The organism is Fictibacillus sp. b24, from assembly GCF_030348825.1.
In the GTDB taxonomy this organism is placed as follows: domain Bacteria; phylum Bacillota; class Bacilli; order Bacillales; family Fictibacillaceae; genus Fictibacillus.
On record NZ_JAUCES010000005.1, the window covers coordinates 2118096 to 2135986 of the forward strand.

At 39.1% G+C, this 17891-nt stretch carries 21 protein-coding genes; 1 reads left to right on the plus strand and 20 read right to left on the minus strand.

From position 1 onward, the window contains the following. Positions 1-56: 56 nt before the first annotated feature. A complete protein-coding gene (locus tag QUF49_RS10845) occupies positions 57-284 on the minus strand; it encodes a hypothetical protein (protein WP_289495662.1) in 228 nt (75 codons plus the stop codon). Positions 285-518: 234 nt separating this feature from the next. Here QUF49_RS10845 and QUF49_RS10850 point away from each other — a divergent pair, with 234 nt between their 5' ends. Then, complete coding sequence (locus tag QUF49_RS10850) at positions 519-647, plus strand: hypothetical protein (protein WP_289495663.1); 129 nt, start codon at positions 519-521, stop codon at positions 645-647. On the opposite strand, the gene QUF49_RS10855 is transcribed toward QUF49_RS10850, so the two are convergent. The 19 genes from QUF49_RS10855 to QUF49_RS10945 form a co-directional block, all read right to left on the minus strand. Continuing rightward, the gene (locus QUF49_RS10855; protein WP_289495664.1) at positions 637-2349 is read right to left on the minus strand and encodes a proline--tRNA ligase; all 1713 of its coding nucleotides are present in this window, start codon (positions 2347-2349) and stop codon (positions 637-639) included. The genes QUF49_RS10850 and QUF49_RS10855 overlap by 11 nt on opposite strands. A 27-nt stretch (positions 2350-2376) precedes the next feature. Beyond that, the gene (rseP, locus tag QUF49_RS10860; RefSeq protein WP_289495665.1) at positions 2377-3639 is read right to left on the minus strand and encodes an RIP metalloprotease RseP; all 1263 of its coding nucleotides are present in this window, start codon (positions 3637-3639) and stop codon (positions 2377-2379) included. Positions 3640-3644: 5 nt separating this feature from the next. Further along, entirely contained in the window at positions 3645-4802 is a 1158-nt protein-coding gene (gene dxr / locus QUF49_RS10865; RefSeq protein WP_289495666.1) for a 1-deoxy-D-xylulose-5-phosphate reductoisomerase, read from the minus strand. Between the two features lie 16 nt (positions 4803-4818). Continuing rightward, a complete protein-coding gene (locus tag QUF49_RS10870) occupies positions 4819-5607 on the minus strand; it encodes a phosphatidate cytidylyltransferase (protein WP_289495667.1) in 789 nt (262 codons plus the stop codon). A 13-nt stretch (positions 5608-5620) separates the two neighbouring features. Continuing rightward, entirely contained in the window at positions 5621-6376 is a 756-nt protein-coding gene (locus QUF49_RS10875) for an isoprenyl transferase (RefSeq protein WP_289495668.1), read from the minus strand. Positions 6377-6502: 126 nt separating this feature from the next. After that, positions 6503-7060 carry a ribosome recycling factor gene (gene frr / locus QUF49_RS10880; protein ID WP_289495669.1) on the minus strand — a complete coding sequence of 186 codons (558 nt, stop codon included), beginning with the start codon at positions 7058-7060 and terminating at the stop codon, positions 6503-6505. Beyond that, positions 7060-7785, minus strand: coding sequence for a UMP kinase (gene pyrH, locus QUF49_RS10885; protein WP_066240860.1), 726 nt, complete (start codon positions 7783-7785; stop codon positions 7060-7062). Before pyrH ends, frr begins: the two co-directional genes overlap by 1 nt. A 52-nt stretch (positions 7786-7837) precedes the next feature. Next, a complete protein-coding gene (locus QUF49_RS10890) occupies positions 7838-7999 on the minus strand; it encodes a hypothetical protein (RefSeq protein ID WP_289495670.1) in 162 nt (53 codons plus the stop codon). A 128-nt stretch (positions 8000-8127) separates the two neighbouring features. After that, the gene (gene tsf / locus QUF49_RS10895) at positions 8128-9006 is read right to left on the minus strand and encodes a translation elongation factor Ts (protein WP_289495671.1); all 879 of its coding nucleotides are present in this window, start codon (positions 9004-9006) and stop codon (positions 8128-8130) included. Positions 9007-9108: 102 nt separating this feature from the next. Further along, entirely contained in the window at positions 9109-9834 is a 726-nt protein-coding gene (rpsB, locus tag QUF49_RS10900) for a 30S ribosomal protein S2 (protein WP_066393720.1), read from the minus strand. A gap of 156 nt (positions 9835-9990) precedes the next feature. Then, a complete protein-coding gene (locus QUF49_RS10905; protein WP_289495672.1) occupies positions 9991-10413 on the minus strand; it encodes a DUF6115 domain-containing protein in 423 nt (140 codons plus the stop codon). Between the two features lie 11 nt (positions 10414-10424). After that, entirely contained in the window at positions 10425-10685 is a 261-nt protein-coding gene (locus QUF49_RS10910) for a hypothetical protein (RefSeq protein ID WP_289495673.1), read from the minus strand. A gap of 24 nt (positions 10686-10709) precedes the next feature. Further along, complete coding sequence (locus QUF49_RS10915; RefSeq protein WP_289495674.1) at positions 10710-12050, minus strand: DUF342 domain-containing protein; 1341 nt, start codon at positions 12048-12050, stop codon at positions 10710-10712. 11 nt (positions 12051-12061) lie between these two features. Then, positions 12062-12826, minus strand: coding sequence for a FliA/WhiG family RNA polymerase sigma factor (locus QUF49_RS10920; RefSeq protein ID WP_289495675.1), 765 nt, complete (start codon positions 12824-12826; stop codon positions 12062-12064). A 16-nt stretch (positions 12827-12842) separates the two neighbouring features. After that, complete coding sequence (locus tag QUF49_RS10925) at positions 12843-13331, minus strand: chemotaxis protein CheD (RefSeq protein WP_289495676.1); 489 nt, start codon at positions 13329-13331, stop codon at positions 12843-12845. Next, positions 13324-13956: a chemotaxis protein CheC gene (locus tag QUF49_RS10930; protein WP_289495677.1), complete on the minus strand. Its 633-nt coding sequence runs from the start codon at positions 13954-13956 to the stop codon at positions 13324-13326. Before QUF49_RS10930 ends, QUF49_RS10925 begins: the two co-directional genes overlap by 8 nt. Position 13957: 1 nt before the next feature. Further along, positions 13958-14422: a chemotaxis protein CheW gene (locus QUF49_RS10935; RefSeq protein WP_289495678.1), complete on the minus strand. Its 465-nt coding sequence runs from the start codon at positions 14420-14422 to the stop codon at positions 13958-13960. Between the two features lie 394 nt (positions 14423-14816). Continuing rightward, positions 14817-16820 (minus strand): chemotaxis protein CheA, encoded by a 2004-nt coding sequence (locus QUF49_RS10940; RefSeq protein ID WP_289495679.1) that lies wholly within the window; start codon positions 16818-16820, stop codon positions 14817-14819. An 18-nt stretch (positions 16821-16838) separates the two neighbouring features. Then, positions 16839-17885, minus strand: coding sequence for a protein-glutamate methylesterase/protein-glutamine glutaminase (locus QUF49_RS10945; RefSeq protein ID WP_289495680.1), 1047 nt, complete (start codon positions 17883-17885; stop codon positions 16839-16841). Between the last annotated feature and the right edge of the window lie 6 nt (positions 17886-17891).

Sequence of the window (17891 nt, forward strand, 5' to 3'; positions counted from 1 at the left end):
ATACGTTTGTACCCTTTTATTATACTATACGAATGATTGATATTACCGCGTTTTCATCACATTGATTTTTCCAGATTATCGTAAAAGTACAAAGAGAAAGGCACCTCTTGTACGAGAGGTGCCTCCTCTTTCCATTTGGCTGTTTTCGCAAACGATGTTGCTTTTGGGAGTAAATGATTTCCGTTCCAGGCTGCTCGCTTTCCGCGGGGCAGGCGGTGAGCCACATTTAGACGTTTCACTCTTAAGTGTCTCACCTGCCCGCCTGTCCCGCAGGAGTCTCGCACCTTGCACTACAATCATTAATCATAGAAGACAACATTCGAAAACAACAATCCTTTAGAAAATATCGTTTTATTATTTTCGTAATTGGTAGAAATTTAGAATTAAATGGTTTAAATGCTTCTTTGCAAGTTGATTGGAGTGTAAGATGCGAGACTCCTCGAAAATTGCACTTCAAATTTTCTTCGTGCGATGTCTCGCTGCCGAAGACTTCCTTGTCCTACGGGACGAGCGGTCAGGTGGAGACTCCTAATGGCGCAAAGCCGCAGGAGGCTCACCGTACGCCCCGTGGAAAGCGAGCATCTGAAACGGAAATTACCCACTTACAAGTACAACAAAGATTTTCGAAAAATGCTATTAATTCTTAAGTTTATCCCACTCTTGTTTAATAAAACTGCTAAGTTCTGAAACAGGTACTTCAAAAGATTCTCCGCTCTTACGGATCTTTACTTCAACAATACCTTCAGAAGCTCGTTTACCTACCATAACACGAATCGGCAATCCAATTAAGTCACTGTCAGCAAATTTAACACCTGCGCGCTCAGGACGGTCATCATACAAGCAATCGAATCCATCGTTCTTTATCAGGTTGTACAGTTCATCAGAAAGTGCTGCTTGTTCGGCATTCTTGCTGTTTACAGCAATCAAGTGAATATCGAATGGAGTTAAAGATAACGGCCAGATTAAGCCTTTATCATCGTTATTCTCTTCAGCAACTGCTGCTAGTGTACGAGAAACACCAATTCCGTAGCAACCCATTGACATAATTTGGTTCTTTCCGTTTTCATCTAAGTAAGAAGCTTTCATCGGCTCGCTATATACTTTTCCAAGCTTAAACACATGACCGACTTCAATTCCTTTGGCAAAAACGATTGTTCCTTTGCCATCCGGCGACAAGTCACCCTCTACGACAAAACGAATGTCAGCTGATTGGCTATATTCGAAATCTCTTTTCGGATTAACATTCAAGAAATGGTAACCTGATTCATTCGCACCGCAAACCGCATTTGCCATGAAAGGCACCGCCTGATCAGCGATAATTTTTACTTTTTCAGATACAGAAACTGGTCCGATTGAACCATGCTCTGTGTTCAACCACTTTTTCGTTTCCTCTACAGAAGCTAAAACAACATCTGAAGCTGAAAGTTCATTCTTAAGCTTGATTTCGTTAACTTCATGGTCGCCCCTTACTAAAACTAAAACAGGTTGTTCGTCAGCTATATAAAGCAGCGATTTAATGATTTTTGAAGAAGGAAATTTAAGGAACTCAGAAACTTCTTCTATCGTTTTGGCATTTTTCGTTTCAACTTTTTCAAGTTCTAAAGGACTTTCTGAAGAACTTTTTTCGTTAAGTAATACAGGAGCCATTTCAATATTCGCCGCAAAATCTGATTCATTTGAATAAGCGATTAAGTCTTCGCCGATATCTGATAAAACCATGAACTCATGGTTGTCTTTACCGCCAATCGCTCCTGAATCTGCTAAAACAGCGCGGAAGTTCAATCCGCAGCGGCTGAAGATTGCGGAGTATGCATCTTTCATCGCCTCGTACGTTTCATCAAGACTTTCCTGTTTATCATGGAAAGAGTACGCATCTTTCATAATAAACTCTCTTCCTCTAAGAAGACCGAAACGTGGTCGCTTCTCGTCCCTGAATTTTGTTTGAATTTGATAAAGATTTAGTGGAAGCTTTTTATAAGATTTTACTTCATCACGAATTATGCTTGTAATGACTTCCTCATGTGTTGCTCCAAGAGCAAAATCACGTTCGTGACGATCTTTTAATCTCATCAGTTCTGGTCCATAGCTGTACCATCTTCCGCTTTCTTGCCAAAGTTCTGCAAGCTGAAGTGCCGGCATCATCATCTCTTGAGATCCGGCACGATTCATTTCTTCTCTTACAATGTTCTCTATTTTATGGAGCACTTTTTTCCCCAGCGGCAAGAACGAATAAATACCTGCTGCATTTTGTCGGATAAATCCAGCTCTTAAAAGCAGCTGATGACTTTTCACATCAGCATCTGCAGGAACTTCCCGTAATGTTGGCATAAACAACTGACTTTGTCTCATAATCTCTACTCCTCAAATAATCCCTAATTAACCAAGAAATATCTTCTGTATATCATTCCAAGTAACAACAAGCATCAATAACATAAGAAAAGCAAATCCGATAAAATGAACCATTCCCTCTTTTTGAGGGTCGATCGGTTTACCTCTCAATGCCTCAACTCCTAAGAAGAGGAGTCGCCCTCCGTCAAGAGCAGGAAGCGGCAACAGGTTGAATATTCCTAAGTTAATACTAAGAATAGCAGCCCATTGTAATAACATGTATACACCAGCTTTTGCCGCTTGATCCGTGTATTCATAGATTCCAAGTGGTCCAGATAACTGGTCAATTCCATGCTGTCCTGTAATAAGCTGTCCAAGCCCCGTAAATATAGCTGTTGTCATAAACCATGTTTGTTTCGCACCATATTCAAGTGAACCAACAAAAGATGATTCTGTAAATGGATGTGCTCCAATAAAACCTTCGTTTTGATTTTCAGCACCTTTACGTGTACCCAACGTGACAGGAACGACCTTTTCTTCCCCGTCTCGGTTGATCGTAAACATGAGCTTCTCTCCAGGATTCTGCTGAATTACTGAAACGAGTTCTTTCCAATCATCCATCTTTTCACCTTGAACTGCAATGATTTTATCGCCTTGCAGCAAACCAGCTTTTTCTGCTGCAGCACCCTCTTGAAGAGTACCCAGTCTTGACTCATTTGTTGGGATTCCTTGCATTAGTGAAAACGCTACAAGGATAATAAACGCAAGTAAAAAGTTCATTGCTGGACCAGCAAAGATGGCAAGTGTTCTTTGCATGATCGTCTTTGATCCGAACTGACGGTTATAAGGAGCGATCTGCATCTCTTGATGATCTGCAACAAATAATGCATCTTCTTTTACTTGATAAGTTTCAGAACCCGTTTCTTCATTCTCAAAACCTGTTATATATAATTCTCGATCTAAATCGGCTTTTTCGATCGTAATCGTTTTTTGAACCGGATATTTATCACGGTGATTTACGACGATCTTCTCAACTTCATTTGCTCCATTAAAGATTAAACCAATTCTGTGACCTGCTTTAAGCTCAATGCCTTCTGGATCTTCACCAGCCATCCGCACGAATCCTCCAAGAGGCAAAAGACGAATTGTATAGACCGTTTCGCCTTTTTTGAAGGCAAACACTTTTGGGCCGAATCCAATTGCAAACTCACGGCACAAGATACCAGCACGTTTGGCTAGCAAAAGATGTCCTAGTTCATGAAAGAAAATTAAAGCCCCTAAAATGATGATAATGGCTATCACAGTGTTCATTTCCATTACCTGCCTTTACTTAGTAGTGACTCCACAAACTTTCGAGTCCTCGTATCTGTTTCTTGTATTGTCTGAAGGTCAGGTGTACTGACATTTGACAACTCATGCATCGCACGTTCAATCATTTCTTCTATTTCAAGAAACGTAATATGACCGTTCAAAAATAACTCGACTGCTTTTTCATTCGCTGCATTTAAAACAGTTGGCATTAATCCTCCTGCAATCCCTGCATCAAATGCCAGTTTCAAACATCTGAAACGATCGTAATCCATTTTTTGAAAATGCAATCGTCCAACTTCCCATAAGTTTAACCTTTTCCCATTTATTAATTCAAGTCTGTCGGGATATGTAAGCGCGTATTGAATCGGCACTCTCATATCAGGTTGTCCGAGATGAGCGATGATGCTTGTATCAACAAACTCTACCATAGAGTGTATGATGCTTTCCTTATGTAAAATGACGTCTATTTTGGAATAATCAAAGGAAAATAACCAGTGAGCTTCAATGACTTCCAAACCTTTATTCATCATTGTGGCTGAATCAATGGTGATTTTCGCTCCCATAGACCAATTTGGATGATTTAATGCTTCTTGCACTGTAACGTTTTTTAATTGTTCACGTGTTTTATCTCTAAAACTTCCACCTGAAGCTGTTAAAATTAGTTTTTCAACACGGTTGGTATCTTCACCATTCAGACATTGGTAGATCGCAGAATGCTCGGAATCTACTGGAAGGACTGAAACGTTATGTTTCTTTGCTTGTTCCATAACAAGATGACCCGCTGTAACAAGTGTCTCTTTATTGGCTAAAGCAATCGTCTTCTTTGCCTCAATCGCTTTTAAAGTAGGCAGTAACCCAACACTGCCGATCACTGCATTTACTACAACAGAAGAATCAGTTGAAACTGCCGCTTCGATGAGCCCTTCCATACCTGAAACAATTTTAGTTGATGATCCAACATTTGTTTGAAGTTTTCTCGCGTCTTCTTCGTTTTGAACCGCACATATTTCAGGTTTGAATTCTCGAATGATTTTTTCAGCAGCTTCAATATTTTTACCAACAGACATAGCACTTAATTTGAATTGTTCAGGGTGAGAGGCAATCACGTCTAATGTTTGAACGCCTATTGAACCTGTAGCACCTAATAAACTGACTAATTTCATTCTATACCTCCAACCATTATCCTAACAAATGAAGTACGTGCAGCAACGGGAACACGAATAGTGCACTGTCTAATCGATCTAGTATGCCACCATGTCCAGGAAGGAGTGTACCTGAGTCTTTCACATCATATATACGCTTAAATGCTGATTCTGCTAAGTCTCCAATTTGACCAAAAATACCTACTATAACAGAAATAACTAATATATGAAGCAATGACATCTCAACAAAATGTACAGCATAGCTGATAACACCTACTAATAAGCTGAAGAAAATGCCTCCAACAGCGCCTTCTATCGTTTTGTTCGGTGAGATAACAGGCCATAGTTTACGTTTCCCCATTGACTTGCCGACAAAATAAGCACCAGAATCAGTCGCCCATATCATAAATAGAATCAAAAATAAAATCTGGACGCCATTTTCTAAGATTCTCGTTTCTTCTAAGTAGAAAAAACCAAAGCCCACATAAATCGAACTAAATAATACAAAAGAAATATGGTTATAGTCTGTTTTGTTTTTTTGTATGACAGTTACTACTAGTAATAGAAGAACTGCAAGTATAATGGCATCTGTTTTAGTAAAGGGTTCAAGATTTTCCATCCATTGTTGAGGAAGCGCGATCAGGACTGCTAAAAGAAGCCCAATTCCTCCAATGAAGGAAAACGCCATTCCTTTCATCCGCAATAATTCATACATGCCTATCCCTGTGAGTAAAAGTATTAAAAGTGAGAACGGCCAGCTTCCGTAAAGGGTAATCCCTATAAATAAAACGGCTGCGATTACACCTGTTATAATCCGTTGTTTCATAAGTCCTCCTTAATTAAACACCGCCATACCGTCTGCCTCGTCCGGCAAATTGTGATACAGCTTCTCGTAAATGCTCCTCAGAAAAATCCGGCCATAACACATCTGTAAACCAAAATTCAGAATACGCAAGCTGCCATAGCATAAAGTTACTCAATCGCACTTCACCACTAGTCCTGATTAGTAGATCTGGATCTTTAAGGTCGTGGGTCATCAAGTGCTTTTCAATCATTGATTCATCGATTTCTGAGAGCTCCAACTTACCTTGTTTCACTTCAGAAGCAAGTGTTTTCACCGCCGCTGTAATTTCATCACGACTGCCATAATTCAGAGCAAAATTCAAAATTAACCCTGTGTTGTTTTTTGTTTTGTTTATCGCTTCATCTACAGCTTTAATAGTATGAAGCGGCAAAAGTTCCTTTTTACCCATTATTCGCACTTGTACGTTCTCTTTAATCAAATCTGGAAGAAAAGTATTTAAAAATTCACCAGGAAGCTTCATTAAGAAATCTACCTCCTCGCGAGGTCTTTTCCAATTTTCAGTTGAAAAAGCGTAAAGTGTCAGTACTTTAATCCCAATTTTATTTGATTCCTTAACTATTTTCCTAACTGTTTTCATACCTTCATGGTGTCCTGCAATACGCGGCAGGGCTCTTTTTCTTGCCCACCGTCCATTTCCATCCATAATAATGGCTACATGGGATGGTATGTTTTCTTCGTTAAATGTATTTGTTTCAGAACTTTTTTTCTTAAAGAAAAGCTTGTCAAGCATGTATAAGCCTCCATCTTCTAGACTTCATTCGTTCATCGTATACTCATGATAAACAGTGGTGATAAGTCTAATAAAAAAGCCCCCTTTATAGAGGGCTTTTTATATTTAATTGTACATGGAAAAGCTTTATACTTCCATGATTTCTTTTTCTTTAACTGAACTTACAGAATCAACTTCAGAAGTATATTTATCTGTAAGTTTTTGAACGTCGTCGTTATAACGGCGAAGCTCATCTTCTGTAATCTCTGCTTCTTTTTCAAGTTTCTTCAGATCATCATTTGCATCACGGCGAACGTTGCGAAGGGCAACTTTCGCTTCTTCTGCAAACTTTTTAACGAGTTTAACAAGTTCTTTTCTGCGTTCTTCTGTTAATGCAGGAATCGCAATACGGATAACTTGACCATCGTTTGAAGGAGTAAGACCAAGATCAGACTTCAGAATCGCCTTTTCAATATCAGCCATAGCTGTTTTATCGTAAGGCTGGATAACTAAAAGTCTTGCTTCTGGAGTTGTTACACCAGCTAACTGATTGATAGGAGTTGGAGTTCCATAATAATCAACTTGCACTCTGTCTAATAACGAAGGATTTGCTCTTCCCGCGCGAAGCGTTGAATATTCGCGTCGTAGTGCTCCAATTGCTTTTTGCATTTTTTCTTCTGCTTGAGTTAAAACTTCTTTTGCCATTAGTTTTTCCCCCTTATAACCGTCCCAATTTTTTCACCAGCAACTGCTCGTTTGATGTTTCCTTCTTCCATAATAGAGAAAACAACTAACGGGATGTCATTGTCCATACATAAAGACGATGCGGTCGTATCCATAACTGCCAAACCGTCTTTCAATAAATCAAGATAAGATAATGTTGTATATTTAACAGCATTCTCATCAAGTTTTGGATCTGCTGAATACACACCATCCACATTGTTCTTCGCCATTAAGATAACTTCTGCTTCAATTTCTGCTGCTCTTAGTGCGGCTGTAGTATCTGTAGAGAAATATGGATTACCTGTTCCTGCTGCAAATATGACAACACGCTTTTTTTCAAGGTGACGAATGGCTTTTCTTCTGATATAAGGTTCTGCAACCTGACGCATTTCTATAGATGTTTGGACTCTTGTTTGAACCCCGATGTTTTCAAGACTGTCTTGAAGGGCTAATGAATTCATGACAGTAGCAAGCATACCCATGTAGTCTGCTGATGCACGGTCCATTCCCATCTCACTGCCCGTTTTACCACGCCATAGGTTTCCTCCGCCTACAACTACAGCAACTTCTACGTCTAATTCAACAATTTCTTTTACTTGCTCAGCAATAGATTGAACGATTTTCGGATCAATTCCTGAAGTTTGTTCACCTGCTAATGCTTCTCCACTTAATTTCAAGACGACTCGTTTATATTTTGAAGTAGTCATTTGTCCCTCCATCACCTAAAAAAATGTATTTACCTGGTTTAACAGCTGTTAACTAGTTAACGAAAAGCTTCGTTGCTTTCTGAAAGTGGTTGATTTCCGTTTCAGGTACTCGCTTTCCGCGGGGCGACCAGTGAGCCACTTGCCGCTTTGCGCCTTTAAGTGTCTCACCTGACCGCTCGTCCCGCAGGAGTCTCGTACCCTCCACTCCAATCAACTTGTCAATGATGTTCTGCAAATCACTTAAGCAATAACATTTTGAAAGTATAGCCAGCCATTAAGAAACTCAGGTTATTTCTGTAAAAAAAGAGGAACACAACGTGCTCCCCTCTTTTAAAACTGTGCTTACTTTTTCACTTGAGACATTACTTCTTCTGCGAAGTTGTCTTCACGCTTTTCAAGACCTTCTCCAACTTCAAAACGAACGAAGGCTTTAACAGTAGCACCTTTGGAAGCTACATATTTACCAACTTTTTGGTCTGGATCTTTAATGAAAGATTGATCGTTTAAGCAAATATCTTCAAAGTATTTGCCAAGACGTCCTTCAACCATTTTAGCTACGATGTTTTCAGGCTTGCCTTCGTTAAGTGCTTGTTCAGTCAATACTTTACGCTCACGAGCTACTTCTTCTTCACTTACTTCGTCACGAGAGATGTACTTAGGGTTTACAGCTGCAACGTGCATTGACACGTCTTTCGCAACTTCTTCTTCAGTTGTTCCTTCAACAACTGAAAGAACTCCAATACGTCCACCCATGTGAAGGTATGCACCAAATGCAGCGTTCTCGTCTTTTTTCAAGATTTCAAAACGGCGAAGAGTAAGTTTTTCTCCAATTTTCGCAATTGCAGCGTTAATGTAGTCATTAACTGTTGTTCCGTTAAAGTCAGAAGCTAGTGCATCTTCAACAGAAGCTGGTTCAGTAGCTAATAGGTGGTTACCTAATTCAGCGATCAAGTTTTTGAAGTTTTCGTTTTTTGCAACGAAATCAGTTTCAGAGTTCACTTCAAGAATTACTGCTTTGTTACCGTCAACGATTACTGAAGTTAAGCCTTCAGCAGCGATACGGTCAGCTTTCTTAGCAGCTTTCGCGATCCCTTTTTCACGAAGGTAGTCGATTGCCGCCTCCATGTTACCATCTGTTTCAGTTAATGCTTTCTTACAATCCATCATACCTGCGCCAGTTTTCTCACGCAATTCTTTAACCATTTGTGCTGTAATAGCCATGTGTTTTGCCTCCTTATGGGATATGTAGTGCTTTAGTGTGCTTTACATAAAAAAGGTGATAAAGGGTCATCCCCTCTACCACCCTTGAGCATTTCCATTTAATTAAGCAGTAGTTTCTTCTTCAGCTGCTTCTGCTACTTCTTCTCCACCTTGGTTAGCTTCGATGATAGCATCTGCCATTTTACCAGTTAGAAGTTTAACTGCACGAATTGCATCATCGTTACCAGGGATAACGTGATCAACTTCATCCGGATCACAGTTCGTATCAACGATTGCGATGATCGGAATGTTTAATTTACGAGCTTCTGCAATCGCGATGCGCTCTTTACGAGGGTCAACTACGAATAATGCATCTGGAAGCTTGTTCATGTCTTTAATTCCGCCTAGGAACTTTTCAAGGCGTTCCATTTCCTTTTTAAGAAGAATAACTTCTTTCTTAGGAAGTACTTCGAAAGTACCGTCTTCTTGCATTTTCTCAAGATCTTTCAAGCGGTTGATACGCTTGCGGATTGTACCGAAGTTTGTTAAAGTTCCACCTAACCAACGTTGGTTGATGTAGTACATGTCAGAACGTTGAGCTTCTTCTTTAACTGAATCTTGAGCTTGTTTCTTTGTTCCAACGAAAAGAATCTTTCCGCCGTCAGCTGCGATGTTACGCATAACATTGTAGCATTCTTCAACTTTCTTTACCGTCTTTTGAAGATCGATGATGTAGATACCGTTTCTTTCTGTGAAAATGTAACGAGACATCTTCGGATTCCAACGGCGAGTCTGATGACCAAAGTGTACACCAGCTTCTAACAATTGTTTCATTGAAATTACTGCCATAATGGCACCTCCTAGGTTTTTTTCCTCCGTTTGTTTCACCTTTGAGCAATAACTGACTTAGCAGCACCACATTACTCAAATCCGCAAACGTGTGTGATTAACACCGAGAAATAATATATCACGATTCGTGCCATTTCTGCAAGTCTTTTTAAGGTGTTAAGCGTAAAATTTTAAAAGTAATTCTACTTCTCCTTTTCCTCGGTTAAGCATTTTCGCAATTTCCTCAGCATTATACCCTTGTCGAGCTAATAATAACACCTTATTTAGAGCATTGTTTTCATCAGAATGTAAATGGTCGATATCCTCTACTAAGTCTGTGTGAACGTCTTCAGCTTCTTCTTGAATGGAAATCGAATCATGCTTCTTATGATTTTGTTTTGAAAATTGTAAAATCATTTGATGCAATCGTGCGTTTTCTTCTTTCATTTCTTGAGAAAACAGCTCTAAAAGCTCTACTACATCTTCACTTACATTTGAATCCTGAGTTATAGTCCGCTCTTGAAGCTTTTTCCATAAAACAAATAAAAAATAAAAACAAACAACGTTTAGTAATAAACTGAAGAGAATTAATCCATACATCGCTTTTCACCTTATCCCGAATAATCGATTTTCTGTCCTTTAAATGGATGACTGGTACTTGTTGTATTTTTTTCTTGCTGACTTTTTGTATGTAATATACTTTCTTCTGCTGATGCCCTCTTATTGACACGTTTCGATTCCATTTTTTCTTTCTTACGTATCGTTTCTGATTTATGTTCTTGCTGAAGAAGCCCTCTATTTAAAGTTTCAGTAGCTGATTTTGCTGCATCGACTGTCCTTGGAATAGCAACTTGAAGTTCGATTAATTTCAAACTCACAGCATCCACATCCATTTCTTATAAGGAATGAATAACGATTTCTTTTTCTTCCATAAATACTTTAGCCGATTGAAACTGGGATTGAACTGTTCTTTTGTACTTGCCGATCCCAATCTCTACATTCGGATGTAATATTCCTTTAATCATAACAATCGATCGTACAGAGTTTTGATTTGCTGTTTTTTCCTCATTCAGTTCTGTTAGCTGAATGTTAGTTTGATGAATTGTATTAACGATTTTCTCGATTGTCGCACTATCCATCTTTTTGTCTTCCATTACCGTTTTTAATTGGTTCAGCTTCTTAAGGTTTTGCTCTAGTTCTAGAATCTTTTGTTCATAGTTGATTTTGATCCGATCATTATTTTCATTCATTTTTATATATATTAACGTTTTGGAATACGTTTCATTTCCGATTTCATTTGCTGAAATTCCACTTCCAGCAATACATGTTCCGCCTGAAATATTTCCTTTGCCATTTAAGCATATAACATGTTTACCCGCTTCACAGTTGCTGTGCATGATCGTCTGGGCGACTTCAATGTTTTCTCCTGCATAAATGGTTCCTTGACTAATGTACAGAGAAGTAAAGTTTCCAACACAGCGAATTAAGCCTTTTCCTTGACCAAGTACTCCGCCGCCAATGACAATATTACCCTGTGAAACAATTTCTGCTGCCTCTACAACCCCTTCAATACGCACATCACCTTGTGCGGAGATCTTAAATCCTGAAGGGACATCACCTGTAATATGTACATTTCCTACAAAATCAATATGGCCTGTTTTTAATGAAACGTCACCCTGAATTTTATAAACAGGATAGATGTTGACAAGGTTTTTATGATACGTTACTTCTCCACTCGTTGAAGCATACACACATAAATCCTCAGCATTAAAAACCGTATTCTCTCCATTTTTTATATGAAGATCCTTCCCTTTTTTCGCAGGCAGAAGCTCACCAAAAACCGTAATTCCGGGTATTCCTTCTGTCGCTGCTTGTTTTCTTGCAACGATTTCTCCAAAGTTAGCAGTAGGTATGGTAAATAAGCGTTTAAAATCAACTTTTTTATGTTCTTCAACTTGCACATCACATTCTGATAAACAAGCAGGAATAAGTTGCGCGGGTATACCATCAATAGGCAGTTTTCCTTTCGCGATTTCTGCAGGAAAAGAATAGGTACCTAGGTTTTCAACAATTAAGTTTAATATTTCATTTCGCACACCATGTTTAATCCCTTTGGATTCAATCCATGCTGCTAATGCAGAAAAGGTGATTTGATCTTCAGGAATCACAACTCCTTTTTTAAACAAAAGAGCGACTGTATCTTTTTCTTCGCGTTTTATATGAAACCATTGATCCATATCATTACTCCTTACATATAGCGTTGCAGAACCTGTCTTATTCTAAATAATGCTTTCGAATGTATTTGAGATATTCTTGATGTTGATAGCCCGAGTACTTGTCCGATTTCTGTTAACGTTAATTCTTCAAAGTAAAATAAACTAACAACGAGCTGTTCTTTTTCTGATAGCTCTTTAATCACGAGAGCGAGCTCTCTATGAAGTTCTTCCTGAAGCAAGCTGTTTTCTGGAGTGATTGCCTTTTTATCTTCAATGGTATAACTGACTTTCTCACGACTTTCTGTTTCTTTGTTTTCTTCATCAATTGATAGAACATTAGCTAGAAAGCTTTCTGACATAACTGTAGTTACTTCATTCTCGGAGAAACCTAATTCTTCTGCTACTTCTTTTGCGCTAACTGAGCGTAAGTTTTCTTGTTCTAGGCGTTCAATAGCCGCTTCTACTTTTTTTGTTTTTTCTCTCAGGCTTCTTGGCAGCCAGTCTTCTCTTCTTAAGCCGTCCAGGATCGCACCTCTAATACGGAAAGAAGCATATGTATCAAATTTAAGATCACGTTCCGGCTCAAACTTTTTTAGCGCATCATACAACCCCAGCATACCAAGGGATCGGAGTTCATCTTTATTGACGCTTTTAGGAAGCCCAACGGATATTCGTTGTACATGATAATTGACCAGAGGTAAATAGGCACGAAGTAATTCATCACCTGCTTCTCGATCACGACTTGTGTTCCACTTATGCCAGCATGATTGTTCTTCTACTAAAGATGGCTCCGTCATGGTAATCCTCCTCTGATTAAATTACTTTAGTACCCGCATTCACCGTTTTAATGGTTAATAAAGTGTTATTCGGATCAAATTCAATCGTTCTTCCATTAGATCCGCCTGTATCACTTGCAATTAGCGGGATTCCTAAAGTGAAAAGCTCTTCTTTTACACGTTCTACATTTCGTGGACCGATTCGCATCATTTCATTGCCTGACGAAAATTGAAACATCTGCGCGCCGCCCGCGATTTTCGCTTTAAGCGTATTCTCGTTCGCACCTAGTTTTATTAACATTTCATATAAACTCTTAATAGCCGTATCTGCGTATTTACCTTCAGTTAATGCTGTTGCTTTTGATAGAGATGAATCTGGGAGCATGATGTGTGCCATCCCTGCAATTTTATTTTTTTGATCAAATAATATAACTCCTACGCATGATCCAAGACCAGTTGTTCTAATTGTGTCTGGAGGGGAGACTACATTTATATCTGCAATCCCCACCTTTATAATTTCACTCATCCAACGGAACTCCTAATGCTAGAAAAATTTTTGAGAATGACTCAGGGTCTGGCAGTAAGAAAAAGTGTCCTTTAACATCATCATGTTTTTCAATATCCGTAAAAGCAGTATCTATTACAATGGCATAATCACTTACCGTTGAAATTTCAAACAATCCAAAGCTTAAGATTGCACCCGCCATGTCAATACTTGTAGCAGGTACAGAAGGCTGCAAATTCAGACCTGTAAAATCAGAAAACGAAGTAAGATATGAACCGGAAAGAATGTTTCCAACTTCCTGAAGCGCAGAGAGTGAGATCTCTGAAACATTACCGCCTGCCAACTGTACCGTCTGTCCTCCTAACAGGTCTTCAAGAAGTAATTCAGCTTGTTCAATCGGCAGCATAAAAAACATACATCCCGGAGCATCACCAACAATTCGTAAGAAAACAGAGGCTACAACATTCTCAGCTCCACCAACCATCTCAGATATTTCTTCAAATGAGATTACATTCACTGAAGGAACTTTCATATCAACCGCTTTGTTCAGCATCTTGGATAACGCTGTAGCCGCATGACCTGCTCCAATGTTTCCTATCTCACGCAAAATATCTAAATGGATAGGCTGAATCTTTGAAAAATCCATTTTAATTAAGACTTTCCTTAGCAGTTTGAACATCGAGCTTTTCTGGATTCAAAACTTTCACAAGATTTAGCAGGATAACCAGTCTTTTTTCAATCTTCGCTACACCTTGTATGTACTCAGCATCAACACCACCTACGACTTCAGGCGGCGGTTCGATCGATTCTTTATCAAGGTCAATAACATCATTGGCAGCATCCACAATTAATCCAGCCTCTATCGTACCAACCGAAACAATAATGATTCGTGTTGTGTCTGTATATATTTCTTCTTCAATATCAAAACGCAAACGCAAGTCGATAATCGGAGTTACAACACCTCGAAGGTTTATTACACCTTTAACAAAATCTACAGTTCTAGGAATTCTCGTAATGTGCTGCATTCGTTCTATTGATTTCACGTGCTGAACAGGGACCGCGTATTCTTCGTCTTTTAATTGAAAAATGATTACTTTTTCTTCGTTCGTCATCTGGATTAACCACCTTTTTGATTAATTTAGCAATCTCTTTTTTGCTGTTGAAAGTGGTTGATTTCCGCTTCAGGTTGCTCGCTTTCCGCGGGGCAGGCGGTGAGCCCCTTGCCGCTTTGCGCCTTTAAGGGTCTCACCTGTCTAGTTACAGTGGCTAGCCCCTCGAGGTCAAAAGTTAAATGGTCAAGAAGGCAAAGTGCGCCTTCCTAGCCCATTGATCTTTTGCTTGTCGGGGCTGAACGAGCCACTTCCACTTTTCATTCTGACCGCTTGTCCCGCAGGAGTCTCGCACCTTACGCTCCAATCAACTTTCATTGAAGTTTTTTTACAAAACCAATCCAAAAGCAACACTCTAATTGATAAGAGCCATTATGAAAGAGCATTTTGAAAAGAATTATTTTATAAGTGCATTGCAATCAAGAATTAAAGCTACTTGTCCGTCTCCTAGAATCGTTGCGCCTGAGATAGCGAACACGGACGTTAAATATTGGCCAAGTGATTTTAAAACGATTTCTTGCTGTCCGATAAACGAATCAACAACTAATGCTGCCATTTTGTCCCCTTTTCTTACGACCACTACAGGTACGTGCTGGCTCTTTTCATTTGTTAACGGAACTTCAAAAATTTCTTTCATGTTAACGAGCGGCACGACTTTTCCACGGAAATCAATAACTTTTTGATTATGCGCGGACAGAATCTCTTCTTTTTTAATAATGGCTGTCTCAATAATGGACGATAACGGGATCGCATATTTTTCTTGTTGAATTTCAACAAGCATGACTGACATAATCGATAATGTTAACGGAAGCTGAATCGAGAAGATTGTTCCAAACCCAGCCGTTGAATCTACAGATATCGATCCGCCTAACGACTCGATCTTGTTCTTAACTACATCCAGTCCAACTCCACGGCCAGAAATATCGGATATTACATCAGCCGTTGAAAATCCAGAAGCGAACAACAATTCAAAACACTGTTTATCGCTCAAATTTTCAGACATTTCTTTCGTGATGATTCCGTTCTCTAATGCTTTTTCTATTACTTTTTGTTTATTGATACCCGCTCCATCATCTTCAATCTCAATAAACACATGGTTACCGCTGTGATACGATCTTAAGTAAATGGTTCCCGTATCATTCTTGCCATTGGATGACCTTACAGAAGGGTTTTCAATTCCATGGTCAATAGAGTTTCTAAGCAAATGTACAAGCGGGTCACCGATTTCATCAATTACAGTTCGATCTAGTTCTGTTTCAGCTCCTACAATTTCCAAGTTTACTTTCTTGCCTAAATCTTTTGCTAGCCCTCTAACCATCCTTGGGAATCGGTTAAAGACTTGTTCTACAGGTACCATACGCATCGTTAAGATGATATTTTGAAGATCGCCTGATACTCTAGACATGCGTTCAACTGTCTCGTTTAAATCAGAACTTCTCAAGGATTTCGAAATTTCTTCTAGACGTCCGCGATCGATTACGAGTTCCTCAAATAAATTCATAAGCTGATCAAGTCTTTCAATATTTACGCGGATTGTTTTACCCGACCCAGCAGCACTTGCATTTTGTTGTGTTTCTTCTTTTTTATTTTCATTGTTTGCAACTAGTTCTGATTCTTGGTTCTCTTTACTTTCTTCAGCAGATGAGGCATTCAATTTATGTGCAGCAATCTCTGACACTTCTACCAGTTCGATCTCAGAAACTTTTAAAATACGTTCTTTTATATCTTGTGCTGACTCTTTCGCGAGGACGGAAAGGTTAAAGCTCGTTTCAAACTGCTCTGCTTCAAGCATGTCAACAGCTGGCATAGTTTTAATAATCTCACCGATTTGCTCAATCACTTCAAAAACCATATAAACTCTTGCTGCTTTTAGAATGCAATCTTCACGTAATGATATTGACAGCTCATAGGCGTGAAAACCTTGTTCTAGTGATTGAAGAATGATCTGTTTTTCGTACTGATCATATCTTTGTGAACTCTCAGTATCACTTCTCTTGGAATTTGACGCAGGCGTTGGTGATTCACCATTTTCTAATGCTTCTAGATCTCTTACCGTATCTGACACGTCCCGTTTACCGTTACCGCCTTCAGAAATTTCAACTACCATCGCTTCTAAGTGATCTAGCGATACAAAAAGGACATCTAGTACAGCAGGTGTTACAGGTATCTTTTTATTTCGTATCGCATCAAGAACGTTTTCCATGCAATGCGTTAAACTAGCTAGATCTTCATATCCCATTGTTGCAGACATCCCTTTTAATGTATGCGCAGACCGGAATATTTCATTTACGATCGACAGCTCTTCTGGTGATTTTTCCAGCAGCAGCACCTGTTGATTGATAGCTTGTAGATGTTCTTTGCTTTCATCAATGAATATGTCAAGATATTGCGTCAATTCCATCGTATAAATCCTCCTATTTTACAAATAGTTCTGAATAGCTAGTGCAATAGATTCCAGGTGAACCACTTCATCTACTTTTTTGGTTAGAGCCGCAGCTTTAGGCATGCCGTATACGATGCACGATTCTTCAGCTTCTGTTATCACGATCGTTTCCCCATTTTTTTTGAGATCTAAAATGCCATTTGTTCCATCTGAACCCATGCCTGTCATGATCACTGCAATCTTTTGATAGTTTTTTAGTTTAGCAGCAGAACTAAAAAGTACATTTACAGCGGGTCTGTGTCCTCCAACTGGGGCTTCTCGATCTAGTGTTATAAAAAGCTGTCCAATTTTTTCGTTAACTCTCATATGCATTCCGCCTGGCGCTATGTATACAGTACCTTTTTTCAATGTTTCATTATGTTCCGCTTCTTTAACGTGCACTTGAGATAAAGAATTTAACCGATTGGCTAACGAGTGAGTAAATCCTGCTGGCATATGCTGAACAACAACAACTGGAGCGTCTAAATCTGCTGGAAGTTTCGTAATCACTTCTTGTAAAGCCCTCGGACCACCCGTTGATGTACCAATTAGGATGAGTTTTTCAAGATCGTTCTTTTTTATCGTTTTCCTGCTGATTTTAGTAACAAGTCTGTTTTCAGTTCTAGAACGTTTCGCAGCAACATTTGCTTTAGATGAAGCGATTACTTTTTCAATTAAGATTTCCCTTACTTTGTGCAGATCTAAGGAAATGGCACCAGATGGCTTAGCAATAAAATCTATCGCTCCTGCTTCCATTGCTAACATGGTATTTTCAGCACCGGCTTTTGTTGTGCTCGAAAGCATTATAATCGGCACCGGATGACTCCTCATTATACTTTTAACTGCTTCAATGCCATTTATAATGGGCATTTCTACATCCATTGTAATAACATCTGGGTTTAATTTTTCCGTTTTTTCGATTGCCTCATGTCCATTCCTAGCTGTATCAAGAACAACGATTCTAGGATCTTCACTTAAAAATTCTTTTATAAGTTTTCTCATAAAGGCAGAATCGTCTACAATTAGCACTTTGATTTGTTTCACGCAGCT